Here is a 20,409-nt window from a genome sequence, read left to right on the forward strand (position 1 = left end):
GCAAGGCTTTTCATGTATCCGCCCTAAACCGCGCGTATGTGCCCTGACCGGGCCGTGTTACAGCGAGCCCTCGACCGCGGCGAGCGGGAGGGCGGCAGCGTCGAATTCAAGGAGCGCCTCGCGAAGGACGTCCACCTCGTGGAGGGCCGGATGGAGAGCCTGGCCGCGCAACTGCGCCACCGGGTGCTGTCGGGCGACGGCGAGGCGACGTACGTCGTCGGCGTCACCGACGACGGCGGCATCGCGGGCATCAGCCACGACGCGTTCTCCGAGTCGATGGACGTGCTGAGCCTGCTCGCCGAGGAGGCGGGTGCCCACATCGAGGACGTACAGACGTGGGGCATCGACGCCGACGGCAACGCCAGCAGGAGCGGCGACGCCAAGGGACTCGTCGGCGTCGCCACGATTCGCGAAGGCGCCATGCTCGACACCGACAGCGACCACATCGTCGTCGGGACGGCGGGCCACGTCGACCACGGCAAGTCGACGCTGGTCGGGTCGCTGGTCACCGGCCAACCCGACGACGGCGAGGGCGGCACCCGCGGCTACCTCGACGTCCAGCCCCACGAGGTCGAACGGGGCCTCTCGGCCGACCTCTCCTACGCCGTCTACGGCTTCGACGACGACGGTCCGGTCCGGATGGACAACCCCCACCGCAAGACCGACCGCGCTCGCGTGGTCGAGGAGTCCGAGCGCCTCGTCTCGTTCGTCGACACCGTCGGCCATGAACCGTGGCTCCGGACGACGATTCGCGGCCTGGTCGGCCAGAAACTCGACTACGGCCTGCTCACCGTGGCGGCCGACGACGGCCCGACGAAGACGACTCGCGAGCACCTCGGCGTGCTGCTGGCGACCGAACTGCCGACCATCGTCGCCATCACGAAGGTCGACGCGGTGACCGACGAGCGCGCCCTGGAGGTCGAGCGCGAGGTCGAGCGACTCCTGCGGGACGTGGGCAAGACGCCCCTGCGCGTCGAGCGCCACGGCGTCGAGGCCGCCCTGGAGGAGATCGGCGAGAACGTCGTCCCGGTGCTGACGACCAGCGCGGTCACGATGGACGGCCTCGACGAACTCGACGAACTGTTCGAGCGCCTGCCGAAGACGACCGCCGACAGCGGCCCGTTCCGGATGTACATCGACCGGACCTACTCGGTGACCGGCGTCGGCGCGGTCGCCTCGGGCACCATCATGTCCGGCGAGGTCAAGGCCGGCGACGAACTGCTCGTGGGACCGATGGCCGACGGCGCGTTCCGCGAGGTGGAGGTCCGCTCCATCGAGATGCACTACCACCGCGTCGACCAGGCGAAGGCGGGTCGCATCGTCGGCATCGCGCTGAAGGGCGTCCGGGAGGCCGACATCGAGCGCGGGATGGTGCTGTTACCGGCCGACTCCGACCCGGAACCGGTCCGGGAGTTCGAGGCCGAGGTCGTCGTGCTCAACCACCCGACCCGCATCGGCGACGGCTACGAACCGGTCGTCCACCTCGAAACCGTGAGCGAGGCTGCCGAGTTCCACCCGCAGGGCGGCCAACTCCTGCCGGGCGACTCGGGCAAGACCCGCGTGCGATTCAAGTTCCGGTCGTACCTCGTCGAGGAGGGCCAGAAGTTCGTCTTCCGCGAGGGCCAGAGCAAGGGCGTCGGCACCGTGACCGACGTGAACCCGTGAACTAATCCTCTCGTCGGGCGGATACGTCCATGAACCGACCGCGCGCGGTCGACCTCGCCGCGAAACTGCTGGCCGCCGTCCTGTTCGCCCTGAGCCTCGCCGCCCTGGCGTTCGCGGTTCGGGGTGGGACGACCGACGAACTCGTCACTGCCCTGTTGGGTACCTACCTGACGGGCGCGCTCGCGGTCGGCGTCTTCCGCGACCTGACCGACACCCGCGGCTGGCGAATCGCGTTCTTCTCCGGCGTGACCGTCTGGGCGGGCTACGACTACGCCACCGGCGGCGACGCGTTCGCGCTCGTACTGCTCGTCGTCGGGGTCGCGATGGTCGCGGCGGCCGCGTTCGGCGTCGAGTAGCTGCTACTCCGACGCCGCCAGCCACGGTCGGTCGGCGAGCGCCGCCAGCGATTCGAACGCGAAATGGGGTTCGGGGTCGGGTTCGACGTCCGCTTCGGCGGGGTACCACACCGACCGGAGGCCGGCGGCGTGGGCGCCCGCGACGTCCGCCGACAGCGAGTTTCCGACGAAGACGGCGCGCTCGGGCCGCGACCCCAGCGCGTCGAGCGCGACCTCGAACGGTTCGGGGTCGGGCTTGGCGGCGGTGTCGTAGCCGGCGAACACGGCCGTCTCGAAGCGGTCGGCGAGGCCGCTGGCCTCCAGTTTCGCCGTCTGGGCGTCCGGCGGACCGTTGGTAATCACGCCGAGGGCGTGGTCGGCCGCCAGCGACTCGACGACATCGGCCGCGCCCGGGAGTGTACGAACGCGCGAGTGGTCGCGCTCCTCGCGGTAGGCCGCCGCGACCGCGCGGGCGTCCTCCGGGTCGCGGCCGCACTCCTCGGCGATGGCGGCGAAGCAGTTCGCCCGACCTTCGGTGATGGAGACGCCGGGGCCCATGTGGTCGTCGAAGCGGTCGAGGTACGCCTGGAACTCGAAGAAGGGGTCGACGCCGGCCGCCTCGAACGACCGGGCGAGCAGTTCCCCGGCGGGTCGCTCGTACTCCACGAGCGTCCCGTCGAGGTCGAAGAGCACGGCGTCGACGGAGCGGTCGGCGTCCGTGGCGGCGTGTACGTCGATGGAGGAACGGGCGTCCGACGTGGCGTCGGTCGAGGCGTCGGTAGGTGCGGGCATGCGGTCGTTGTTCGAGAGTAGGGTCGTCGGCGTGATAAGTCGTTTGCGGGTGTGCGGGGCCGGGTCAGTCAAATCTGGTAGAGCCGCGTCGTCCAGAACTGCCGGGAGGCATCCGCCAGCGCTTCGCGGGGCTTGCCGGTCGCGTCGACGGGCGCGGTCGCGTCGGCGGCGTCCGAGAACTCCCGGAGGAGCGTCTTCTCGCCGACCACGTACACGCGGTCGGCGTCGACCGCCGCGATGGCGTCCTCGCACTTCTCGAGGTGTTCGTCTATCTGGGCGTCCCGACGGCGCTCGAACCGGCCCTGCGAGAAACCCCCCTTCGAGTGGTCGCCCTTCACGTCGCTCTCGAAGCCCCGGAAGTCGACGCGCTCGTCGCCCTCGTAGACCCCGAGGGCGAACAGGTCCGAGCGAACGAGCGCCAGCGCGAACTCGCCGACGGGGCGGAACCACGACCGGTCGAGGTCGAACCCCTCGCCCCACTCGGCGAACGGGTCGGGCGCGACCGGCGGGGTCAGCGCGGCGGCGACGAGGCCGGCGTCGTCGGTCACGGCGAGGCAGGGCGCGGCCCGGGCCACTAGGTGGGCGTGGTCGCCGAACGCCGACTCGACCGCTTCGGGGAGGTCGGCGCCGTCGTCGACCATCGCGGTCAGCGCCCCCTCGCGGCCGGCTTCGACCGAGTCGAGGCGGTCCAGCACCGAGTCGAGTCTGTCGCCTCGCACCGTCTCGACGCCCCGGAAGTCGAGGTCGGCTTCGTCGCGTTCCGAGCGCTCGACCCTGTCTTCGAGTTCCGCGATGCGGTCCTCCAGCCGGTTGACCCGCTCTTCGGCCTCCTGGCGCGCGGTGGCGGCCTCCGCGCGGCGGTCCTCCTCGGCGTCGAGTTGGCGTTCGAGGTGGCGTCTCTCCTCTTCGAGTTCCGCGATTCGGTCTTTCAGTTCCGAGCGCCCGAGCAACTCGTCCAGCATTCGGCCCGAAGAGCGTGCGCGGGCGCCTTGTAGCTTCCGTCGGGAACGCGCCGGATTCCGGCGAACCCTCGCACAGAGAATATATAGAATAGGGCGGTAAATATATACTTTCGGCGGTGCCTTTAAGCCCGCGAGTCGGCTAGCCTCGACCGAGAAATGACCACAGAGGGAAGCGGAGTCTACCACCGCCCCGACGCCGTATCGCAGGGCGACGCGTCCGAAACCGACGCGTTCGCCCGGCCCGTCATGCTCGCCCGGTTCGCCCGACCGCGGACCGAGACGCCGACGACGCTCGCCGTCTTCTCGGACCCGCACCTCTCCACTGGAAAGGAGGGAACCTGGAAGGTCTTCCACCGGACCGAGGCCCGCCTCCGGGCCGCCGTCGCCGACGCCAACGACCGCGACGTGGACGGCGTCGTGATCGCGGGGGACCTGACCGAGGACGGCCGACCCGCCGACTTCGACGGCGTGGCCGACGTGCTGGCGGACCTCCGCGCGCCGTTCGCGGCGGTGCCGGGCAACCACGACGTCCCGAAGCGGTTCAAGGACCACGACACGCCGCCGGTCGCCGAGTTCGCCGAGCGGTTCGCGCCCGGAGAGTTCCCCTTCCGCGCGACGTTCGGCGGCGTGGACGTGCTGGGGTTGAACTCGGCGTCGGCCCCCGACGGGGAACTGGCGGCCACCCACGACGGCGCCGTCTCCGACGACCAACTCGCGTGGCTCGAATCGACCCTCCCGGAAACCGACGCCGCGCTCGTGGTTTCCCACCACAACCCGCCGGGGCTCGACGCCTGCGTCGGCGAGGAGGGGTACGCACCCCACCCGCCGGTCGGCGACGCGACCGCGTTCGTCGACGCCCTCGCAGACCACGACGCCCTCCACCTCTCGGGACACGTCCACCTGCCCGCCGCCATCACCGGCGACGTACGGGGACTCGTCTGCCCCGCGCTCTCGTCGTTCCCGCAGGCGTACGTCCTTCTGGAGGTCGGTCCCGAGGGGACGACGGTCCGGATGGTGCCGGTGGCCGACGACGAGGGCGTCGGCGAGGCCCGCGACCTTGCACAGCGGCACTCCGACCGGAGCGCCGACATCTGCGGGATGGTCGAAGCGCAGCTTTCGGACCTGCCGCTGGTGGACGAGCGGTAAGCGGTCGCGGCACGGGGCCGGACGAGCGGGGTCGAACGAGCGGCCCCGGTCGTGAGTACCGCCGATTAGAAGTTTCTCCTCGTTCGAAACCCGTGCTAGCCGCTCGGCTCTCGAATCGTCTCCTTCGAAAATTGTGTCCCGAGAAAAACCGAGGTATCGTGGGCGCGTCTCGGCGCTCAGTCGGCGGCGACAGGCGTTCGACGGCCGGCCATCGCCAGCACGTCGTCGAAGAACTCGAGCGTGTCGTTCGGGCCGGGGTTGGCCTCGGGGTGGTACTGGCGGGTGATGACGTCGAGGTCGTCGCTCTCCAGACCCTCGGCGGTGTCGTCGTTGACGTTGACCTGGGTCACGTCGAGTTCGGGGCCGGGTTCGGCGACCGTGTAGCCGTGGTTCTGGGTGGTCATGACGACCTTGTTCGACCGGAGGTCCCGAACCGGCTGGTTGACGCCGCGGTGGCCGAAGGCCATCTTCTCGGTGGTGCCGCCCAGTGCGCGGGCGACGATCTGCTGGCCGAGGCAGATGCCGGCCAGCGGGACTTCGCCGACGAACTCCGAGACGAGTGTCTCGGCCGCCTCGAAGTTGGCGGGGTCGCCCGGCCCGTTCGAGACGAACAGCACGTCGGGGTCGAGGGCGGCGACGTCGGCGACGTCGGCGTCGTAAGGCAGGACGTGGACCGCGGCGTCGCGCTCGACCAGCGAGGCGACGATGCTGTCCTTCGCGCCGCAGTCGATCAGCGCGACGTCGGTTTCGCCCTCAGGGTTGTACGTCTTCGGCTCGGAGACGCTGACCTGCGCGCCGATGTCGGTGTGGTCGCTCATGCCCGGACAGTCGGCGAGCGCGGCCTTCGCATCCTCGGGGGTCGCGTCGGGGCCGGCGGCGATACCGCACTTCATCGCGCCGCCCTCTCGAACCTGGCCCACGAGGTCGCGGGTGTCCAGGTGGTCGACCGCGGGGACGCCCTCGGATTCGAGCCACTCGGCCACGTCGTCGGTGAGTTCGCGCGCGACGACGGCGCGGGGGTGGACGCGCTCGCTCTCGAATCGCTCGGCTCGGACGCCGTAGTTCCCGATGAGCGGGTACGAGAAGGTGAGTATCTGCTCCTCGTAGGAGGGGTCGGTCAGGCTCTCCTCGTAGCCCGTATAGGCGGTCGTAAATACCAGTTCTCCGCGGGCCGTACCCGGTGCGCGACAGCGAGCTTCTACGACGCTGCCGCCTTCGAGTGCCACGTATGCGCCCGGCATTACGAGATTCATATGGGAACCGGGACAATAAACCTTGCTTTCGAAGCGAAGTTACGAATTTCGTAATCATCAAGTGGCCCCCACGTCTACCTTCGCATCTCAATGGACGAACTGGACCGCCGAATACTGTCCATCCTCCGCCGAGACGCCCGAAAACCCTACACGGAGATCGCCGAGACGGTCGGCACCTCCGAGGGGACCGTCCGCAACCGCGTCGAGCGCATGACCGGCGACGGCGTCATCGAACGGTTCACGGTCGCCACCCGGACCGGCAACGTCAAGGCGATGATCGAACTCGACGTGGCCGTCGACGTCAACACCTCCGACCTCGGCGAACAGGTCGCCGAGTGGGAGCCGGTGGACTTCGTCTGGCAGGTTTCCGGCGAGGAGGACATCGTGCTGGTCGTCGACGCCGCCGACACCCAGAGCGTCAACGAACTCATCACGCGCGCACGCGAACTCCCGGAGGTCGTCAACACGAAGACCAGGCTGATCCTCGACGAGAAGTTGGGGTGAGGGGACGTTCGCCGAACTGGGGCCATCGACGCCGGTCGCCGACGCGTGGCGTCGGCGACCGGCGTCCCCGCGCGTCACTCAGCCGTCGACCTGCCCGGGTTCGGGCGGTTCGCCCGCACCCGGGGAGTCGAGCCACTCGGGTCGCTGGAGGTAGCCTTTGTCCTCGTGAATCTGCCGGTAGAACCGCCGGAGCAGTCGGTTGAACGCGCCGCGGTGGACCCGCGGTTCGACTCGGCCGTCCCGGATGGCGGCCGCGACGCTCTCGGGGGTGAGTTCGTCGGCGTCGATGGCGGTGTAGGCCCGGCCGACCTCGACGGGGTAGTGAGCGTCGCTCCCGCCGACCAGCGGCAGGTCCTGGTCCTCGGCCAGTTCGCGCACCCACTGCTCGGTCCGGGGGTGTTTGCCGTTGACCTCGATGGCGTCGAAGTCGACGTCGACGTTCTTGACCGTGCTGTTGCGGTACGGGTGGGCCACCACGGCCGCACAGCCGCGGTCGTGGGCCAACTCGACGGTCTCCTCGGGCGAGAGCTCGCCCGGTTCGGTCCGCCGGGGCGGGTCGGGGCCGATGACGAGGACGTGGCCGTGGGTCGTCGACACCTCGACGCCGGGAATCGTCCCCGCGAACGGGCCGGTCGGCCCGCCGAGGTCGAAGGACCGGTAGTAGTCGTGATTCGTCAGCGCGACCGCATCCAGATTCCGCAACCGGGCGACCCCCGCGAGCAGTCGCACGCCGACCAGGTCGAAGTACTCCGCCGCCCGCTCGTGGCCGTGGAAGAACCGCGTGTGCGAATGTAGGTCGACGGCGTACACGCGAGGGAAAACGAGCCGGTAGACCTTTGTCTTTCTGCCCCAAAACGTTCAACATAATGACCGTCGACGGGGTCGGCTCGACGGGTGATTTGGCATCGACCGACGACGTCCACTACGACCGTGTCGTCGTCCTCAACCCCGTCAGCGGTAACGGCGGTCACCGCGACCGGGTCCGGAACCTCGCCGACGAGTTCGGCTACACGGTCCTGGAGACGCGCTCGCCCGGCGAGGCGGTCGAGTTCGGCCGCCTCCTCGGGCAGGCCGGAATCGACCTCGTGGCGGCCGCTGGCGGCGACGGAACCCTCAACGAGGTCGCCCGCGGTCTCGACGCCGCCGACGCGCTCGGGGAGGCGACGTTCGGCGTCGTGCCGACCGGGACGGGCAACAACCTCGCCGGCAACGTCGGCGTCCGGGACATCGAACACGCCTTCGAGGTGCTGGAGAGCGGCGAACGCCGCCGCATCGACGTGGGGACCGGCGACAGTCGACTCTTCCTGAACTCCTGCGTCGCGGGACTGACCGCCGACGCCAGCGCCTCGACCACACCGGAGATGAAAGAGCGACTGGGCGTGCTGGCCTACGTCGTCTGCGGCCTGCGGGCGGTGACGGAGTTCGACGCGCTCCCGCTCTGCGTGGAGGCCTCCGGCCCGGACGGCGACCGGATGTGGTCCGGCGAGGCCGTCACCGTCCTCGTGGGCAACGTGCGTCGGTTCCCCGCGATGGGGCGCTCGCAGGCCAACTGCGAGGACGGCCTGCTCGACGTGACCATCGTCGAGCAGATGCCCTCCGGGAGCCTGCTGGAGGAGGCCGCCGTCCAGCGGCTGTTCGGCGACGAAACCGAGCACGTCACCCACCTCACCGCCTCGGAACTCGGCGTGACTGTCCAGCGCGACGACCCGGTGGGATTCAGCTTCGACGGCGAGATAAACGATTACAACGCGCTGTCGATGCGGACGCGCGAGAAGGCGATGACGCTGTGCGTCGGCGAGGACTACGAGCCGACGCCCTGACCCCGACCGGCGCGCGTCACGCTTCGAGTCGATAGCGGTACGGCGAGGACCGGATGACCGTCACGTCGTCCTCGGCGTACCGACCGAGTACCGTGGCGACTCGGTGGGCACTGTCGAACTGCTCGCCGTTAGCTTCGAGCAACTGAAGAATCTCGCGCGCCGTCAACGGCTCGTCGGGGTCCGCCTCGGCGAGTACGGTGCGGATACGGTCGTACTCCCGCGCGCGGTGGCGCATACTACTCTGTCGGATGTCGTTACACTTAACCGTCAGTCAGACGCGCGTCAGACACACATACGAAGATGCACATTTCAGGCCGCGGTGTCGTGCGGCCCGGTGAAATCGCGCTCGCGGCGGTACTGTTCGACGAACTCGCTCACGTCGAAGTTCAGCATGTCGTCTTCGAACTGCGCCATCGCGTCGTCGTTCTCGGCGTGGCTGACGGCGTGTTCCATCAACTCCACGAGGAGTTCGACCACGATCTCGTGGAGGCGCCGCGAGTCAAAGTCGGTGACCCACACCAGCGCGTAGCCGACGTCCTGGTCGTCCTCGACGTTCTCGCTCGTCACATCGCCGGGGAACTCCTCCATCACCACGCCCATGATGTGGGCGGTGCCGAACTCCCCGAGGTCGTCGTCGGTATCGATGGTCTCCTGCAGCACGGCGACGAGGAACTCCGGGACGAAGCGCGACGGCGGATGGATGTCCATCACGACCGCGTGGGACTCCCCGCACGCGCAGTCGTACTCACGCATCCCCATGTCGAGTTCGTGGACGTGCACCGACTCGCCGCAAGGGAGGTCAAGCTCCGCGCCGCGGCCGCCCGGAACGCCCGGTTCTGCCATGTCCGGGGCTTGGAGTCTCGCGCGTTTAAAGGCCGCGGATAGGAGGCGTTTCGCCTTCGGAGGTCTGCTTTCCTGCTACGCGAGATAGCAACAGCAGTGACCGTGACCACCTCGAAAGCTCATACGTACGCTGAGAATTGCAATCATCGCAATGACTGCAACCGCCTCGAAAGCCCCCGGCCGGTCGCGGTCGTTCTGTGGGATATTCACGCCTCACTTCGTTCGGCGAGAATAGTTGCCCACAGAAGCGACCAAGGGCCTGCGGCCCGCGACCGGCCGGCCCTTTCAGTCCCACCCACGAGGAAGGTGACACCGAGCGTCTATGGTAGAATGTGTGACCGAGCGTTTGCGGTAGAGGGTGTCGTCGCGCGCTTCCGCGGCGTCGGCCCGTGGCTACAGCAACCTCAGAAGCCAGTACGAGAGTTCGAAAGGACAGTCAGGGCCAGTCGTCGCGCTGGTCCTCTTCGGGCGTCTCGTCGTCCTCGTCGGTGTCGCTCGCGAGGTCCCATTCCGCCGCCTCCGCGGCGTCCTCGACGTGGAGGAACTCCCACTCGTGCTCCTCGGCGACCTCGCGGTCCTCGTCGGACGTGCCGACGAAGACGTGACGGTCGGTGTCGAACTGCTCGCGGACGCTCTCTAAGCTCTCGCCCTTGCCCTTCGGTCCGGAGAAGAAGTCCTGGCGGATGCGGTTCTTCCGGGTGAAGTTCGTCACGACGTAGGTCGGTTCGTCCGAGACGACGCCGACGTAGCGACTCCAGCGGCGGGCGTCGTCGAACACCTCGCCGGGTTTGGCGAGCGCTTTCAGCGCCGTGAGTTCGAAGGCGAGGGTCATCTCGCCGCTTCCGTTCATACCCTCGAATCGGCGCGTCGAAGCCAAAATGGCTTCGGTCCGGAGTCGACTCGGCCGCCTCCCACGACCGACTTCGACTCCGACCGCCCGAACTCACGCGAGTTCGACCCGGAGATACTCGGAGAACACGACGACCGGTTCGTTCGCGAACGCCGCGGCGACGCTCGGCGGGACGACGACGCTCGCCCGTCGCCCGCACTCGGCCAGCAGTCGCTGTGCCGACTCGGGCAGTTCGTCGTAGTGGCACACCGGGACGCCCGGCGGAACGGTCTCTATCGGTCGGACGCTCAGCGTCCGGCACTCCCCATCTGCTCCAGAGGTCGTGTTCGAAGCCATCGTGCTACACGGTATCAAATACCTTGGCATATATTAAGCGTTCCGGCGTCGAGCAACTAAGCCGACAGGTCGACGGACGAACCATCCGCTCGAACGTCGAAGGGAAGAACCGGGAAAATCGACCGACTGCGGCGGGGAGTCACCGCATTCGGGGGACTCAGAAGCGGTACTCGTCGTCCTCGCCGCCGAACGACCGCTCGCTCGTCTCCATCATCTCGTCGGCGAACCCCATCTCGTCTTCGGGTTCGCTCTGCATTGTCGTCTGGTGCTCTTTGATGCCGAGCGAGAGCATCTCCTCGACCGCCTCTTGGCGGTCGACGAACTCCTCCTGGGAAACCAACTGATCGATCTGCATGTCCACGTCGTCCGACAGCGAGATTTCGACCTGAGGCATGATGCGTCGATAGGAACTCCAACTACAACAACGTTTGCTTGTCACGTAACCAGGGTTTAAGTGCCGTCCGTCGGCGGCCAGACCTATCCGTCCGCGGGTCGTGGACCGCCACATGGCGAGCGTCGACGCCCACCTGCGAGAGATAACGGAACTCGTCGACGAGCGACTGAGCGACCGCACGGCCCCCGCGCCCGAGGACCACGACTACCGAGTCGCCCTCGAATCGATGCGGGACCTCGGCGGCGAGGCCGCCGCCGACCGACTGGCCGAGGAACTGAAACGGTCGATTCGGAAGTCCGAAACCTTGCCCCAAGAACAAAGCGTCCGCTCGCTGGGACGCGACGTCCTCGACGAACGCGGCGAGGAGATACCGGACGACTCGTGGTTCGCGCGATAGCCGGACCGGAAGAGCGAGACGAAACGAGCGAGACGAAACGAGCGAGACGAAAAGGGGAGACGAAGAGGGAAGACGTCGACGGGAGCGGCCGACTACTGCTCCTGGGGCGTCGCGAGTTCTTCGGGGTCGAAGTCCTTCTCCAGCAGGACCTCCTTCTGGTCGGCGCACTCGACCTCGTTACGGATGAGGTCCTTGTACCGACCCTGCGGGGCGATGTCGCCGATGAGGACGCCGCCGACGAGTTTGCCGTCCTTGAACGCGAGGCGGCGCCACTCGGTGTCGCTGTACTTGCGCTCGCACTCGTCGTCGCCCAGCGTCGGGAAGCCGAAGCTGAGGAACGGGAAGTCGAAGTGGGTGATAGAGTAGGAGGACACCCAGCGGAACTCCTCGACCCCGTCGTCGGCAACCATGTTCCTCGCGGCGATCTGGCCCTGCTCCTTGGCCGAACCCCACGAACCGTTCTGGGCGTACTCGTCGAGGATGACGTCGTAATATCGGGTGATGTCGCCCGCGGCGTAGATATCCTCGGCGCTGGTCTGCATGTACTCGTCGACGACGATGCCGCTGTCCTCCTCGACGCCCGCGCCCTGGAGGAACTCGGTGTTGAAGTTCAGGCCGATGGCGACGCCGACGAAGTCGCTGTCGTACTCGTTGCCGTCGGCGTCGACCGTCGAGACGACCGTCCCATCGTCGTCGGTCTGGAAGCCGTCGACGCCGGACTCGAAGACGCACTCGACGCCCTTCTCTTCGAGGGCGTCGTGGATGATCTCCGCGCCGTCGAGGCTCAGGCCGTAGCGCCACCAGCGGTTGCCCCGCATGATGTACTTGGCGTCGACTTCCTGGGCGGCGCAGACCGCCGCGAGGTCGATGCCGAGCAGGCCCGCGCCGACGACGACGCCGGTGTCGGCCTCGCTGGCGTGTTCCTCGATGCGGCGGGCGTCCTGGAACGTCCAGAAGTGGTGGACGCCCTCGGCGTCGCTGTTGTCCACGGGGAGTTGCGTGGGGGTACCGCCGGTCGCCACGAGCAACTTGTCGTACTCGAAGGTGCCGCTGTCGTGGGTGTGGACCTCGTGGGCGTCGGGGTCGACGCTCTCGACGAACGTGTTCAGCGAGAGGTCGATGTCGCGCTCTTCGTACCAGTCTTCCTCGTGGATGGAGATGGGCGCTTCGGGCAGTTTTCCTTTGGCGAACTCCTTGATGAGGATGCGGTTGTAGAGGGCCTCGCCCTCGTCGGTGATGACGGTTACGTCGGCGTCGGGAGCCTCCTCGCGGAGTGTCTCTGCCGCGGAGCTCCCGGCGATACCGTCACCGATTATCACGTACGACTCGCTCATAGCCGAAAGTTCATCGTCCGGGTTAAAGTGGGTTGCTATCTGGCTATCGTGCTAGAGGACGACGAACAGAGGCGAGTATTGCACGACGCGGACGCCGGACGATTTTTCAACAGACGGGCTTTTGGGGTTCGCGCGCCAATCCCCGACCATGAAGATTCGTCAGAACGTCCGCCACTTCGCGTCCCGGAAGGCGCTGGAACTGCCGGTGGTTTCGGACTTCGTGAAAGACAAACTGGTGTCGATGCACACCGACATCTTCCTCCGGCGGGCCGACAAAGACCACCGCGAGGAACGTCGCGAACACCTGAACGCCTTCTTCGACGCGACGATGGACACCTACCTCACCGCGCTCCAGGAGGGCGCGCCCGAGGCCGAAGCCCGCGAGATAACCCACGTCCAGGCCAACTTCGACTTCTACAACCACGGCTGGACCGAGATGATGGAGATTCCGGTCGACGAACTCGGCGACCACTACGACCGCTACCGGACCTTCTTCGAGCGCTACGACATCACCATCGACGACCCGCTGGGCGAGTTCGGCCCGGTGGCGGGCCTCCCAAGAGCGCCCTCGACGCCCGAGAAACTCGAAGAGCCCGAACACCCCTACGCCGAACGCGGCTTCGCCGACGACGTGTACGTCCAGGACGAGGATGGCAACGTCCACGTCGGCGGACAAGACGAACCCGAGGACGTCGACGTCTCGCAGGCGCCCGGCGCGGGCGACGACGAGGCGTAACGGTAATCGCCGAACGACGCGCTAGCGCGTCGCCCGGCGACAAAGCCGAAAGACGAAACGCCGAGTCCGCGCGTCCGAACGCTCGAGTCCGTCGACGACCGCGGACTGCGGCGCGCCGGTCGGCTCCTCGGTCTACTGGCCGCCTTCGCTGCCTTCGTCGGAGTTCGAACCTCCGCTGACAGACTCCTCGGCCTTCTCCTCGGCGTTCTCTACGGTCTCGCCCGCGCCCTCTATCTGGTCGGCCGCGCGCTCGCCGCCTTCTTCCACTCGGTCGGCGGCCTTCTCGCTTCCCTCCTGGACAGTCTCGGCCGCCATCTCGCCGCGTTCCCGGATCGTGTCGGCGGCCTCGTCGGTGACCGTTTCGGCCCGTCCGGCGGCCTCGCCCGAGCGCCTGGCGGTCTCGTCGGCGACCGACCGCGCGCGGTCGGTCGCCTTGCTGGCGAGTTCGTCGACCGACCCCGACCGCTTCCGCAGCACGTACGCGAGGCCGACGACCGCGCCGACGAGGAACAGCCGCGAGAGGATGCTTCGGCCGCCTCCGCCGCTCCGGCCGCTGCGTCCGCGGTCGCTACTCTCCATCCGGGTCTCCAGCGTCTCCTCGACGCTGTTCGCGACCGTCTCGGTCGTCCCTCCTCGTTTCCCGCGGAGGTAACCGAGTGCCGCGCCCAGGTCCACCAGCAGGAACGGCCGGACGATGCGACCGTCCTGGGACCTGGAGCGTCCGGACTCGGCTTCCTCCAGCACGACCTCGAACGCTCGCATCAGCGGGTCGCTCGTTCGTTCTGCTCGACGCTTCTCCGCGTCTCGTGACAGAATGCTACTCATTGTTCTCCCCCGAACGGTATACGCGAAAATCGCGGAAAAGAATTTTGGGCGTTTTCGGACGCCTGCTGCGTCTGCTCCGCGGTTCGGTCTTCGAAACGGCGCTGATTCGACGGTCGTCGCCGACACCGCTACTCCGGCCGAATCACTTCCTTCCGGCCCGCGATCCGGTCGGCGCACTCGTAGCCCGCGACGATGCCGCCGTTGAGGCTCCGCTCGGGGTACTGGGCCCGACTCGCCATCCCGGCGTAGTAGATGCCCTCCGCGATGTCGTCGCCGAGGTCGTAGGGCACCACCATGTCGAGGTAGCCCCGCTCGTAGATGGGCGCCGCGCGCGGATTCCGGGCGAGGCGGAACTCCTTCACCTTCGAGCGGTCCCACTCGGGGAACATCTCCTCGATGTGGCCGAGCCACAGATCCTCTATCTCGTCGTCGTCCATCTGCCAGAGCTCCTCCTCGTAGTCCTGGATGTAGCTGGCGACGTACAGCAGGTGCTCGCCGCCGTAGTGGTCCGGCGAGATGTAGTTGGTGTGCTCGATGAGCGCGCCGAACGGCGCGTCGTGGCCGATGTTGAGCCAGTAGGTATCCGTGAGCTGGTCCTCCATCGTCACGAGCGCACAGACCGCGCCCTGGAAGTCGATGTCGCACTCATAGCCCGTGAGGTCTTGGAGGACGTTGGGCATCGCCGCGACCACGACGCCGTCGACGTCGTGGGTTTCGGCGGTGACGCCGCCGTCGGCCTCGGCCTGGCCGGCCTCCTGGGCGGCCTCCGCCGGCTCTCGGACCGCGACGGTCACGTCCCGGACCTCGCCGTCCTCGATGCCGACCTCCTCGACCATCGCGTTGGTCGTGATGTTCTCCCGGCCCACCGCGTCGACCAGCGCGTCGAGGAGTTTGCCGAAGCCGCCTTCGAGGTAGCCCAGCGGTTCGCCCCGGAGCAGGTCGCGCTCGCCGCGGAACTTGATGCGACCCAGCAGCCAGGCCGCGCTCACGTCGTCCTTCCGGGAGCCGAACTTCGCGTCGAGTAGCGGTTCGAAGAAGCCCTCGTAGACGCCGTCGGAGGTGTGCTCGCGGAGGAACTGCTCGATGGGCACGTCCTCGAAGTCTTCGAGGTTCTCGTACGTGTCGAGCTTCGGAATTCCACCGCGGACGTCTATCTCCTGGGTGAGCATCGTGAGCCGGAACTTGTCGTAGACGCTCATGTGGGGGTAGGCGGCGATCTCCCACGGCTTGTCCATCGGGTGGACGGTTCCGTCCCAGTAGTAGGCGTTCTTCCCGATGGGCCAGACGAGGTCGTCGCCCAGGCCGAGTTCCTCGATGAGGTCGACGATCGTCTCCTCGGACGCCGAGAGGTGGTGGTAGAACTTCTCGATGGGGTCGCCCGCGGTCTCGTACACCGCGGCGAGCCCGCCGACCTGGTCGCTGGCTTCGAACACCTGCACGTCGTGACCGTGCTTCTGGAGGCGGTAGGCGGCCGCGAGACCCGCGATACCCCCACCAACGACACCTATCATACGTCCGAGTTCGTCGTCGGCGGGCAAATGCCTTGTCACCGACGGCGAGAGGCATGATATCTAATGACAGGGATATTTCCTGAGCCAGTTCAAGGAGCAGGAGATGGTGAGAGACGTGACTCTCGTGGGAATCGTTGCGTACCAGTAACAACTGGAACGGGGATGATGAACAGCCAGAAAGCCCCCGCCCGGTCACGCGAGCGTAGCGAGCGTGACGTTGTCGTCGTGAACGCAGTGAACGACGGCTCGACGGACGTGTCCGTCGGTGTCGGAACTTGCTTCCGACAGAACTCGCGGTCGCTGCGAGACATATCCGGTTTGCGCCTGACGGCGCTCACCGGATAGGGGTCCCGCAAGCAACCAGGGGCCTGCGGCCCGCGAGCGGGCGGCCCCTTTCGTCCACCCAGACCGCCACCGCACCACGCCCTCCTCAGCCGACTCCCTCACTCGCTTCGCTCGTTCGGTCGTCCACCGGAAGACTTCGCTTCGCTCGACTTCCGAGCCTTCAGTCGTTTCACTCTTGAAGACCTCGCATGATTTGTCGCCGCATAAAGCGGCGACTGCACGCGTCGAGTCGGCTCTGGAAGTGCGCGAAACCTCCCACTTATCTCGTGCGGGACGATTACCAACCTCACGAACTACCCGGCCCAGAACGTAAATTCAACCGACTCTTCACCGCCCTGCGTCGGCAAGTTTTTGACTCGGCTGTGATAACGCACGGGCATGCTTACGGTGCGGGCACCAGCGACGAGTGCGAACCTCGGGAGCGGCTTCGACGTCTTCGGTGCGGCCCTCGCCCGCCCGGCCGACATCGTCCGCGTCGAGCGCGCCGACGAAACCACCATCGAGATATCGGGAGCGGGCGCCCAGTTCATCCCGACCGACCCCGCAGAGAACACTGCCGGGGTCGTCGCGCAAGAACTCGACGCGCCGGCGCGAATCCGTATCGACAAGGGCGTCCGGCCCTCCTCCGGCCTCGGCTCCTCGGCGGCGAGCGCGGCCGCCGCGGCGGTCGCTCTGAACGAACTCTACGACCGGGGGCGCTCCCGGGAGGAACTGGTCCGGGTCGCCGCCGAGGGCGAGGCGGCGGTTTCGGGGACGGCCCACGCCGACAACGTCGCGCCCGCCATCCTCGGCGGCTTCACCATCGTCACCGACGACGGCGTCACGCAGTTCGACGCCGACCTGCCGGTCGTGGCCTGCCTGCCCGAGGCGGTCGTCTCGACCCGCGAGGCCCGGACGGTCGTCCCCGAGTCGGTCGACACCGACCAGATGGTCGAGACGGTCGGCAACGCCGCGACGCTGGTCGCGGGGATGGCCCGCGACGACCCCGAACTCGTCGGTCGGGGCCTCGACGACCCGGTGGTGTCCCCCGCCCGCGCCGCGCTCATCGACGGCTACGACGCGGTCGCCGAGGCCGCGGTCGAGGCCGGCGCGACCGGCGTCACCGTCTCGGGCGCCGGCCCCGCGATGCTGGCGGTGTGCCGGAACGACCGGCGCAAGCGCGCCGTCGCGGCCGCGATGGTCGGGGCGTTCGCCGACGCAGACGTCGACGCCCGGGCCTACCCGACCAGCATCGGCCGCGGCGCCGAAATCTATCGCTCGTAGGTCGTTCCCGTGGGCTGACCGCCGCGTTCGCGGCGGTCAGTCCACGAGGTCCAACGGGTCGGCGAACGCGACGCCGTTCTCCAGGAACTGGTCGACGAACGCCTCGAACTGCTCGATGGTGTTCCCCGAATCGTGGAACAGGACGATATCGTTCGACGCGTCCTTGAGGCGGTCCGCGGCCGCCTCGACGCGATCGCGGAGTTCGGACGCCGAATCGGCCGTCCAGTCCTCGACGTCGACGGTCCAGTACCAGTCGCGGTCGTCGCCGCGGCGCTCCCGATACCGGTCGTCCCCGATTCGGGTCAGGTCCGGCGGGACGAACCCGCCGTCGGCCAGCATCCGCTGGAATCGCTCGCCCCGGTCGCCACCCGTATCGCCGTACGGGAACCGGAACACCCGGGCCGGACGGGTCGCCGAGGCGCGGTCGTAGACGTCGTCCAGAAGCGACTCGGTACGGTCGAGTTCGTCCCGGAACTCCTCAACGGAGAGGTCGGACGCGCGTCGATGGGCGTAGGTGTGGTTGCCGAGGTGGAATCCCGCCTCGACCGCTCGCCGGGCGTGGTCGGGGTGTTCGGCGAGTCGACGCCCCTCGCAGAAGAACAGCGCGGGAACGTCGCGGGCTTCGAGGACTGCTAGTTTCCGCGGGAGTTCGGCCGACGGCGCGTCGTCGACGGTGAGGTAGGCGGTCGGCATCGGAAACGGTGTTGGTGTTCGGTCCTGCATTACAAAATTCTTCGCGGGTCCCGCAAAGCCAGACAGAACTGAACGTCCGACGTAACGGAACCCCGAGTTCGCGGATAAAATTAACGCGTTGGAGCGAAGCGGCCGGGTTCAGTTCCCACGGCCCTGAAGCTTCTCTTCCTCGGGCAGGTCGACGTTGGCCTCGCCTTTCATGCCCGAACCGATGTCCTTGCTGATCGCGGCGAGTCGCTCGGGGTCGTCCCAGTTGTTCGTCGCCTCCACGATGGCGTCGGCCATCCGCTCGGGGTCTTCGGCACCGAAGATGCCCGACCCGACGAAGATGCCGTCGCAGTCGTGGTGCATCATCAGCGCCGCATCGGCGGGCGTGGCGATGCCGCCGGCCGCGAAGTTCACGACCGGTAGGCGGCCGGCCTCGGCCGTCTCGTGGACGAGGTCTGCGGGGGCTTCGATTTCGCGGGCGAGCATCTCGCGTTCCTCCTTGTTCATCCCCTCGAGCTCGCGAATCTGGCTCTTGATGGTGCGCTGGTGGTGGACCGCCTGATTGACGTCGCCCGTACCGGCCTCGCCCTTGGTGCGGATCATCGCCGCGCCCTCCTCGATGCGCCGGAGCGCCTCGCCGAGGTTGCGCGCGCCGCAGACGAACGGCGAGGTGAACTCGCGCTTGTCGATGTGGTACTTGTCGTCGGCGGGCGTCAGCACCTCCGACTCGTCGATCATGTCGACGCCGATGGCCTCCAGAATCTGGGCCTCCTTGGTGTGGCCGATGCGGGACTTGCCCATCACCGGAATCGACACCTCGTCGATTATCTCCTCGACGTCGGCGGGGTCGGCCATCCGGGCGACCCCGCCGCGCTTGCGGATGTCCGCGGGGACGGCTTCGAGCGCCATCACCGCGACGGCGCCGGCGTCCTCGGCGATGCGGGCCTGCTGGGGGTTCACCACGTCCATGATGACCCCACCCTTCTGCATCTGGGCGAACCCGCGCTTGACGAGTTCGCTCCCACGCTTTAGCTCCTCGATATCGGTAGGCTCTGCCATACCACTCGGTTTCGACGCGAACGGTTAATGCGTACCGATTGCTCGCGGAAACGGCGGGTTGCCCCGCTCTGGGCCGCTCCGCTCCGACCGCCCCGCGCCGGGTCGTTCGGAGTCCGAGAGCGGTCAGTTCCCGCCGGGGCCGACCGGTTCCTGCAGGACGGTCTCGTTCCCGTCGGGGTCTATCGCGACCGCCTGGATTCCCCACGGCATCTCCTGTGGTTCGTCGCGGAACTCGACGCCGCGGCCCCGCAGTTCTTCGTAGGTCGCCCGGCAGTCGTCGACCTCGTAGATGAGGCCCCAGTCGTTTCCGGTCGTCGCCCGGAGGCTCTCTACGCCCTCGTCGTCGAAGCCGTCCGGAGCGACGAGCACGAGTTCGACGTTCTCGTCGGTCTCCGGCGCGACGGTGACGAACCGTCCGTGCGGTCCGGGGTGGTCCCGCCTGATTTCGAATCCGAGGCTCTCCGTATAGAACGAAATCGCCTCGTTTTGGTCTTCGACGACTCTCGTTACCATCGACAGTTTCTCTATCATGGGAATTTCGCGTTTCCGCCAATTTTAGCCGATTGGCTAAACCTAGGGTGGCACGGTCGACTGATAACCGTTTCGGTGCCGAGTCGACGCGCAGTCCGCACGTTTGAACTACCGGCGGACCCGTAGACCGAGTATGCCCGAACAGGGGGACGAGGAGCGCGCGCCGGACGCCGACGACGAGGCGTTCTGGGAGCAGTTCGACACGCACGAGATGCTCATGGAGGCGACCGTCTGGGTCCTGGCCGAGGAAGGGTTCCGGGGCCTGACGCTCCGGAAGGTCGCCGAACGGGCGGGCAAGAACCGCGGACTGGTCCACTACTACTTCGACTCCAAGGACGACCTGCTCCGGTCGCTCCTCGACCACGTCTTCGACGGGACGAAGCGTCTGCTGGGAATCGAGGAGGCCGACGACCCGGAGGAGAAACTCTGGACCGCATTGCGCTTCTTTGCATACGGGCCGGGAGGAGTCGACGAACACGGGCGCCACTACCAGATGGCCATCTTCCAGCTTCAGGCGCTCGCGGCCCACGACCCGGAACTCCGCGAGCGGTTCGCGCGGAACTACCGCTACACAGTCGACCTGGTGGCCGACATCATCGAGGAGGGGATCGAGGCGGGGACGTTCCGGACCGTCGATCCGGAAGCGACCGCCGTCTTTCTCGTCGCGACCGTCGACGGCGCGCGCAACGCGGAGCTTTCCCTCGACGTCGAGGCCACGCGCGAGACGGCGCTAGATGGCGTCGAGCGGTTCGTCTCCGAGATGCTCCTCGTCTGACGCGAGTCGAGCCGAAACCGATTCGGCCCGCAACCGCCCCCACCGCCAAACC

At 67.6% G+C, this 20,409-nt stretch carries 24 protein-coding genes; 9 read left to right on the forward strand and 15 right to left on the reverse strand.

All coding sequences use genetic code 11. The features are described 5' to 3' along the window. Positions 1–36 precede the first annotated feature (36 nt). Together NGM07_RS07265 and NGM07_RS07270 are read left to right on the forward strand one after the other, a co-directional pair. Positions 37–1,665: a GTPBP1 family GTP-binding protein gene (locus NGM07_RS07265; protein ID WP_253518892.1), complete on the forward strand. Its 1,629-nt coding sequence runs from the start codon at positions 37–39 to the stop codon at positions 1,663–1,665. Between the two features lie 29 nt (positions 1,666–1,694). Next, on the forward strand, positions 1,695–2,021 hold the full coding sequence (locus NGM07_RS07270; protein ID WP_253518895.1) for a hypothetical protein: 327 nt from the start codon (positions 1,695–1,697) through the stop codon (positions 2,019–2,021). Between the two features lie 3 nt (positions 2,022–2,024). Here NGM07_RS07270 and NGM07_RS07275 read toward each other — a convergent pair whose 3' ends face one another. Next, positions 2,025–2,792, reverse strand: coding sequence for an HAD family hydrolase (locus NGM07_RS07275; protein ID WP_253518896.1), 768 nt, complete (start codon positions 2,790–2,792; stop codon positions 2,025–2,027). Positions 2,793–2,860: 68 nt separating this feature from the next. Beyond that, positions 2,861–3,754: a Vms1/Ankzf1 family peptidyl-tRNA hydrolase gene (locus NGM07_RS07280; protein WP_253518899.1), complete on the reverse strand. Its 894-nt coding sequence runs from the start codon at positions 3,752–3,754 to the stop codon at positions 2,861–2,863. 156 nt (positions 3,755–3,910) lie between these two features. Between NGM07_RS07280 and NGM07_RS07285 the strand changes: the two genes are divergently transcribed. Further along, on the forward strand, positions 3,911–4,900 hold the full coding sequence (locus NGM07_RS07285; protein ID WP_253518901.1) for a metallophosphoesterase family protein: 990 nt from the start codon (positions 3,911–3,913) through the stop codon (positions 4,898–4,900). A gap of 176 nt (positions 4,901–5,076) precedes the next feature. On the opposite strand, the gene carA is transcribed toward NGM07_RS07285, so the two are convergent. Next, the gene (gene carA / locus NGM07_RS07290; RefSeq protein ID WP_253518905.1) at positions 5,077–6,141 is read right to left on the reverse strand and encodes a glutamine-hydrolyzing carbamoyl-phosphate synthase small subunit; all 1,065 of its coding nucleotides are present in this window, start codon (positions 6,139–6,141) and stop codon (positions 5,077–5,079) included. A 102-nt stretch (positions 6,142–6,243) separates the two neighbouring features. Between carA and NGM07_RS07295 the strand changes: the two genes are divergently transcribed. Then, the gene (locus NGM07_RS07295; protein WP_253518907.1) at positions 6,244–6,657 is read left to right on the forward strand and encodes an Lrp/AsnC family transcriptional regulator; all 414 of its coding nucleotides are present in this window, start codon (positions 6,244–6,246) and stop codon (positions 6,655–6,657) included. Between the two features lie 78 nt (positions 6,658–6,735). On the opposite strand, the gene NGM07_RS07300 is transcribed toward NGM07_RS07295, so the two are convergent. Then, positions 6,736–7,467: a CehA/McbA family metallohydrolase gene (locus NGM07_RS07300; RefSeq protein WP_253518909.1), complete on the reverse strand. Its 732-nt coding sequence runs from the start codon at positions 7,465–7,467 to the stop codon at positions 6,736–6,738. Positions 7,468–7,523: 56 nt separating this feature from the next. Between NGM07_RS07300 and NGM07_RS07305 the strand changes: the two genes are divergently transcribed. Next, positions 7,524–8,477 carry a diacylglycerol/lipid kinase family protein gene (locus NGM07_RS07305; protein ID WP_253518911.1) on the forward strand — a complete coding sequence of 318 codons (954 nt, stop codon included), beginning with the start codon at positions 7,524–7,526 and terminating at the stop codon, positions 8,475–8,477. A gap of 16 nt (positions 8,478–8,493) precedes the next feature. Here the strand turns inward: NGM07_RS07305 and NGM07_RS07310 are convergent, their stop codons facing one another. The 5 genes from NGM07_RS07310 to NGM07_RS07330 all read right to left on the reverse strand — a co-directional run bounded on the left by NGM07_RS07310 (position 8,494) and on the right by NGM07_RS07330 (position 10,900). Further along, entirely contained in the window at positions 8,494–8,712 is a 219-nt protein-coding gene (locus NGM07_RS07310; RefSeq protein ID WP_253518913.1) for a hypothetical protein, read from the reverse strand. Positions 8,713–8,786: 74 nt separating this feature from the next. Continuing rightward, a complete protein-coding gene (locus NGM07_RS07315) occupies positions 8,787–9,320 on the reverse strand; it encodes a DUF5815 family protein (RefSeq protein WP_253518915.1) in 534 nt (177 codons plus the stop codon). Positions 9,321–9,756: 436 nt separating this feature from the next. Then, a complete protein-coding gene (locus tag NGM07_RS07320; protein WP_253518917.1) occupies positions 9,757–10,170 on the reverse strand; it encodes a DUF7124 domain-containing protein in 414 nt (137 codons plus the stop codon). A 93-nt stretch (positions 10,171–10,263) separates the two neighbouring features. Beyond that, the gene (locus tag NGM07_RS07325) at positions 10,264–10,506 is read right to left on the reverse strand and encodes a DUF7979 domain-containing protein (RefSeq protein ID WP_253518919.1); all 243 of its coding nucleotides are present in this window, start codon (positions 10,504–10,506) and stop codon (positions 10,264–10,266) included. Positions 10,507–10,663: 157 nt separating this feature from the next. Further along, positions 10,664–10,900, reverse strand: coding sequence for a DUF7120 family protein (locus NGM07_RS07330; RefSeq protein ID WP_253518921.1), 237 nt, complete (start codon positions 10,898–10,900; stop codon positions 10,664–10,666). Positions 10,901–11,012: 112 nt separating this feature from the next. Between NGM07_RS07330 and NGM07_RS07335 the strand changes: the two genes are divergently transcribed. Next, positions 11,013–11,297, forward strand: coding sequence for a hypothetical protein (locus NGM07_RS07335; RefSeq protein WP_253518924.1), 285 nt, complete (start codon positions 11,013–11,015; stop codon positions 11,295–11,297). A 92-nt stretch (positions 11,298–11,389) separates the two neighbouring features. On the opposite strand, the gene NGM07_RS07340 is transcribed toward NGM07_RS07335, so the two are convergent. After that, positions 11,390–12,631, reverse strand: coding sequence for an NAD(P)/FAD-dependent oxidoreductase (locus tag NGM07_RS07340; RefSeq protein WP_253518927.1), 1,242 nt, complete (start codon positions 12,629–12,631; stop codon positions 11,390–11,392). Between the two features lie 148 nt (positions 12,632–12,779). Between NGM07_RS07340 and NGM07_RS07345 the strand changes: the two genes are divergently transcribed. Then, positions 12,780–13,367, forward strand: a complete 588-nt coding sequence (locus tag NGM07_RS07345) for a DUF6149 family protein (RefSeq protein WP_253518929.1) — start codon at positions 12,780–12,782, stop codon at positions 13,365–13,367. Positions 13,368–13,499: 132 nt separating this feature from the next. Here NGM07_RS07345 and NGM07_RS07350 read toward each other — a convergent pair whose 3' ends face one another. Both NGM07_RS07350 and NGM07_RS07355 read right to left on the reverse strand, forming a co-directional pair. Then, on the reverse strand, positions 13,500–14,192 hold the full coding sequence (locus NGM07_RS07350; protein WP_253518931.1) for a prolipoprotein diacylglyceryl transferase: 693 nt from the start codon (positions 14,190–14,192) through the stop codon (positions 13,500–13,502). 128 nt (positions 14,193–14,320) lie between these two features. After that, on the reverse strand, positions 14,321–15,703 hold the full coding sequence (locus NGM07_RS07355) for an NAD(P)/FAD-dependent oxidoreductase (protein WP_253518933.1): 1,383 nt from the start codon (positions 15,701–15,703) through the stop codon (positions 14,321–14,323). A 723-nt stretch (positions 15,704–16,426) separates the two neighbouring features. Between NGM07_RS07355 and NGM07_RS07360 the strand changes: the two genes are divergently transcribed. Further along, positions 16,427–17,311, forward strand: a complete 885-nt coding sequence (locus NGM07_RS07360; RefSeq protein ID WP_253518935.1) for a homoserine kinase — start codon at positions 16,427–16,429, stop codon at positions 17,309–17,311. 36 nt (positions 17,312–17,347) lie between these two features. On the opposite strand, the gene NGM07_RS07365 is transcribed toward NGM07_RS07360, so the two are convergent. The 3 genes from NGM07_RS07365 to NGM07_RS07375 all read right to left on the reverse strand — a co-directional run bounded on the left by NGM07_RS07365 (position 17,348) and on the right by NGM07_RS07375 (position 19,582). Further along, positions 17,348–18,034 (reverse strand): polysaccharide deacetylase family protein, encoded by a 687-nt coding sequence (locus NGM07_RS07365; RefSeq protein WP_253518936.1) that lies wholly within the window; start codon positions 18,032–18,034, stop codon positions 17,348–17,350. 108 nt (positions 18,035–18,142) lie between these two features. Next, positions 18,143–19,051, reverse strand: a complete 909-nt coding sequence (gene pdxS / locus NGM07_RS07370) for a pyridoxal 5'-phosphate synthase lyase subunit PdxS (RefSeq protein ID WP_253518938.1) — start codon at positions 19,049–19,051, stop codon at positions 18,143–18,145. A gap of 123 nt (positions 19,052–19,174) precedes the next feature. Continuing rightward, positions 19,175–19,582 (reverse strand): VOC family protein, encoded by a 408-nt coding sequence (locus tag NGM07_RS07375; protein WP_253518940.1) that lies wholly within the window; start codon positions 19,580–19,582, stop codon positions 19,175–19,177. Between the two features lie 133 nt (positions 19,583–19,715). Here NGM07_RS07375 and NGM07_RS07380 point away from each other — a divergent pair, with 133 nt between their 5' ends. After that, positions 19,716–20,357 carry a TetR/AcrR family transcriptional regulator gene (locus tag NGM07_RS07380; RefSeq protein WP_253518942.1) on the forward strand — a complete coding sequence of 214 codons (642 nt, stop codon included), beginning with the start codon at positions 19,716–19,718 and terminating at the stop codon, positions 20,355–20,357. Positions 20,358–20,409 lie beyond the last annotated feature (52 nt).

This window comes from Halorussus vallis (assembly GCF_024138165.1).
In the GTDB taxonomy this organism is placed as follows: Archaea; Halobacteriota; Halobacteria; order Halobacteriales; family Haladaptataceae; genus Halorussus; species Halorussus vallis.

Excerpts from the sequence above, each read along its gene's own strand:
- NGM07_RS07265 (WP_253518892.1), top strand. The coding sequence starts at position 37 with ATGTGCCCTGACCGGGCCGTGTTACAGCGAGCCCTCGACCGCGGCGAG.
- NGM07_RS07270 (WP_253518895.1), top strand. The coding sequence starts at position 1,695 with ATGAACCGACCGCGCGCGGTCGACCTCGCCGCGAAACTGCTGGCCGCC.
- NGM07_RS07275 (WP_253518896.1), bottom strand. The coding sequence starts at position 2,792 with ATGCCCGCACCTACCGACGCCTCGACCGACGCCACGTCGGACGCCCGT.
- NGM07_RS07280 (WP_253518899.1), bottom strand. The coding sequence starts at position 3,754 with ATGCTGGACGAGTTGCTCGGGCGCTCGGAACTGAAAGACCGAATCGCG.
- NGM07_RS07285 (WP_253518901.1), top strand. The coding sequence starts at position 3,911 with ATGACCACAGAGGGAAGCGGAGTCTACCACCGCCCCGACGCCGTATCG.
- carA (WP_253518905.1), bottom strand. The coding sequence starts at position 6,141 with ATGCCGGGCGCATACGTGGCACTCGAAGGCGGCAGCGTCGTAGAAGCT.
- NGM07_RS07295 (WP_253518907.1), top strand. The coding sequence starts at position 6,244 with ATGGACGAACTGGACCGCCGAATACTGTCCATCCTCCGCCGAGACGCC.
- NGM07_RS07305 (WP_253518911.1), top strand. The coding sequence starts at position 7,524 with ATGACCGTCGACGGGGTCGGCTCGACGGGTGATTTGGCATCGACCGAC.
- NGM07_RS07310 (WP_253518913.1), bottom strand. The coding sequence starts at position 8,712 with ATGCGCCACCGCGCGCGGGAGTACGACCGTATCCGCACCGTACTCGCC.
- NGM07_RS07315 (WP_253518915.1), bottom strand. The coding sequence starts at position 9,320 with ATGGCAGAACCGGGCGTTCCGGGCGGCCGCGGCGCGGAGCTTGACCTC.
- NGM07_RS07320 (WP_253518917.1), bottom strand. The coding sequence starts at position 10,170 with ATGAACGGAAGCGGCGAGATGACCCTCGCCTTCGAACTCACGGCGCTG.
- NGM07_RS07325 (WP_253518919.1), bottom strand. The coding sequence starts at position 10,506 with ATGGCTTCGAACACGACCTCTGGAGCAGATGGGGAGTGCCGGACGCTG.
- NGM07_RS07330 (WP_253518921.1), bottom strand. The coding sequence starts at position 10,900 with ATGCCTCAGGTCGAAATCTCGCTGTCGGACGACGTGGACATGCAGATC.
- NGM07_RS07335 (WP_253518924.1), top strand. The coding sequence starts at position 11,013 with ATGGCGAGCGTCGACGCCCACCTGCGAGAGATAACGGAACTCGTCGAC.
- NGM07_RS07340 (WP_253518927.1), bottom strand. The coding sequence starts at position 12,631 with ATGAGCGAGTCGTACGTGATAATCGGTGACGGTATCGCCGGGAGCTCC.
- NGM07_RS07345 (WP_253518929.1), top strand. The coding sequence starts at position 12,780 with ATGAAGATTCGTCAGAACGTCCGCCACTTCGCGTCCCGGAAGGCGCTG.
- NGM07_RS07350 (WP_253518931.1), bottom strand. The coding sequence starts at position 14,192 with ATGAGTAGCATTCTGTCACGAGACGCGGAGAAGCGTCGAGCAGAACGA.
- NGM07_RS07355 (WP_253518933.1), bottom strand. The coding sequence starts at position 15,703 with ATGATAGGTGTCGTTGGTGGGGGTATCGCGGGTCTCGCGGCCGCCTAC.
- NGM07_RS07360 (WP_253518935.1), top strand. The coding sequence starts at position 16,427 with ATGCTTACGGTGCGGGCACCAGCGACGAGTGCGAACCTCGGGAGCGGC.
- NGM07_RS07365 (WP_253518936.1), bottom strand. The coding sequence starts at position 18,034 with ATGCAGGACCGAACACCAACACCGTTTCCGATGCCGACCGCCTACCTC.
- pdxS (WP_253518938.1), bottom strand. The coding sequence starts at position 19,051 with ATGGCAGAGCCTACCGATATCGAGGAGCTAAAGCGTGGGAGCGAACTC.
- NGM07_RS07375 (WP_253518940.1), bottom strand. The coding sequence starts at position 19,582 with ATGATAGAGAAACTGTCGATGGTAACGAGAGTCGTCGAAGACCAAAAC.
- NGM07_RS07380 (WP_253518942.1), top strand. The coding sequence starts at position 19,716 with ATGCCCGAACAGGGGGACGAGGAGCGCGCGCCGGACGCCGACGACGAG.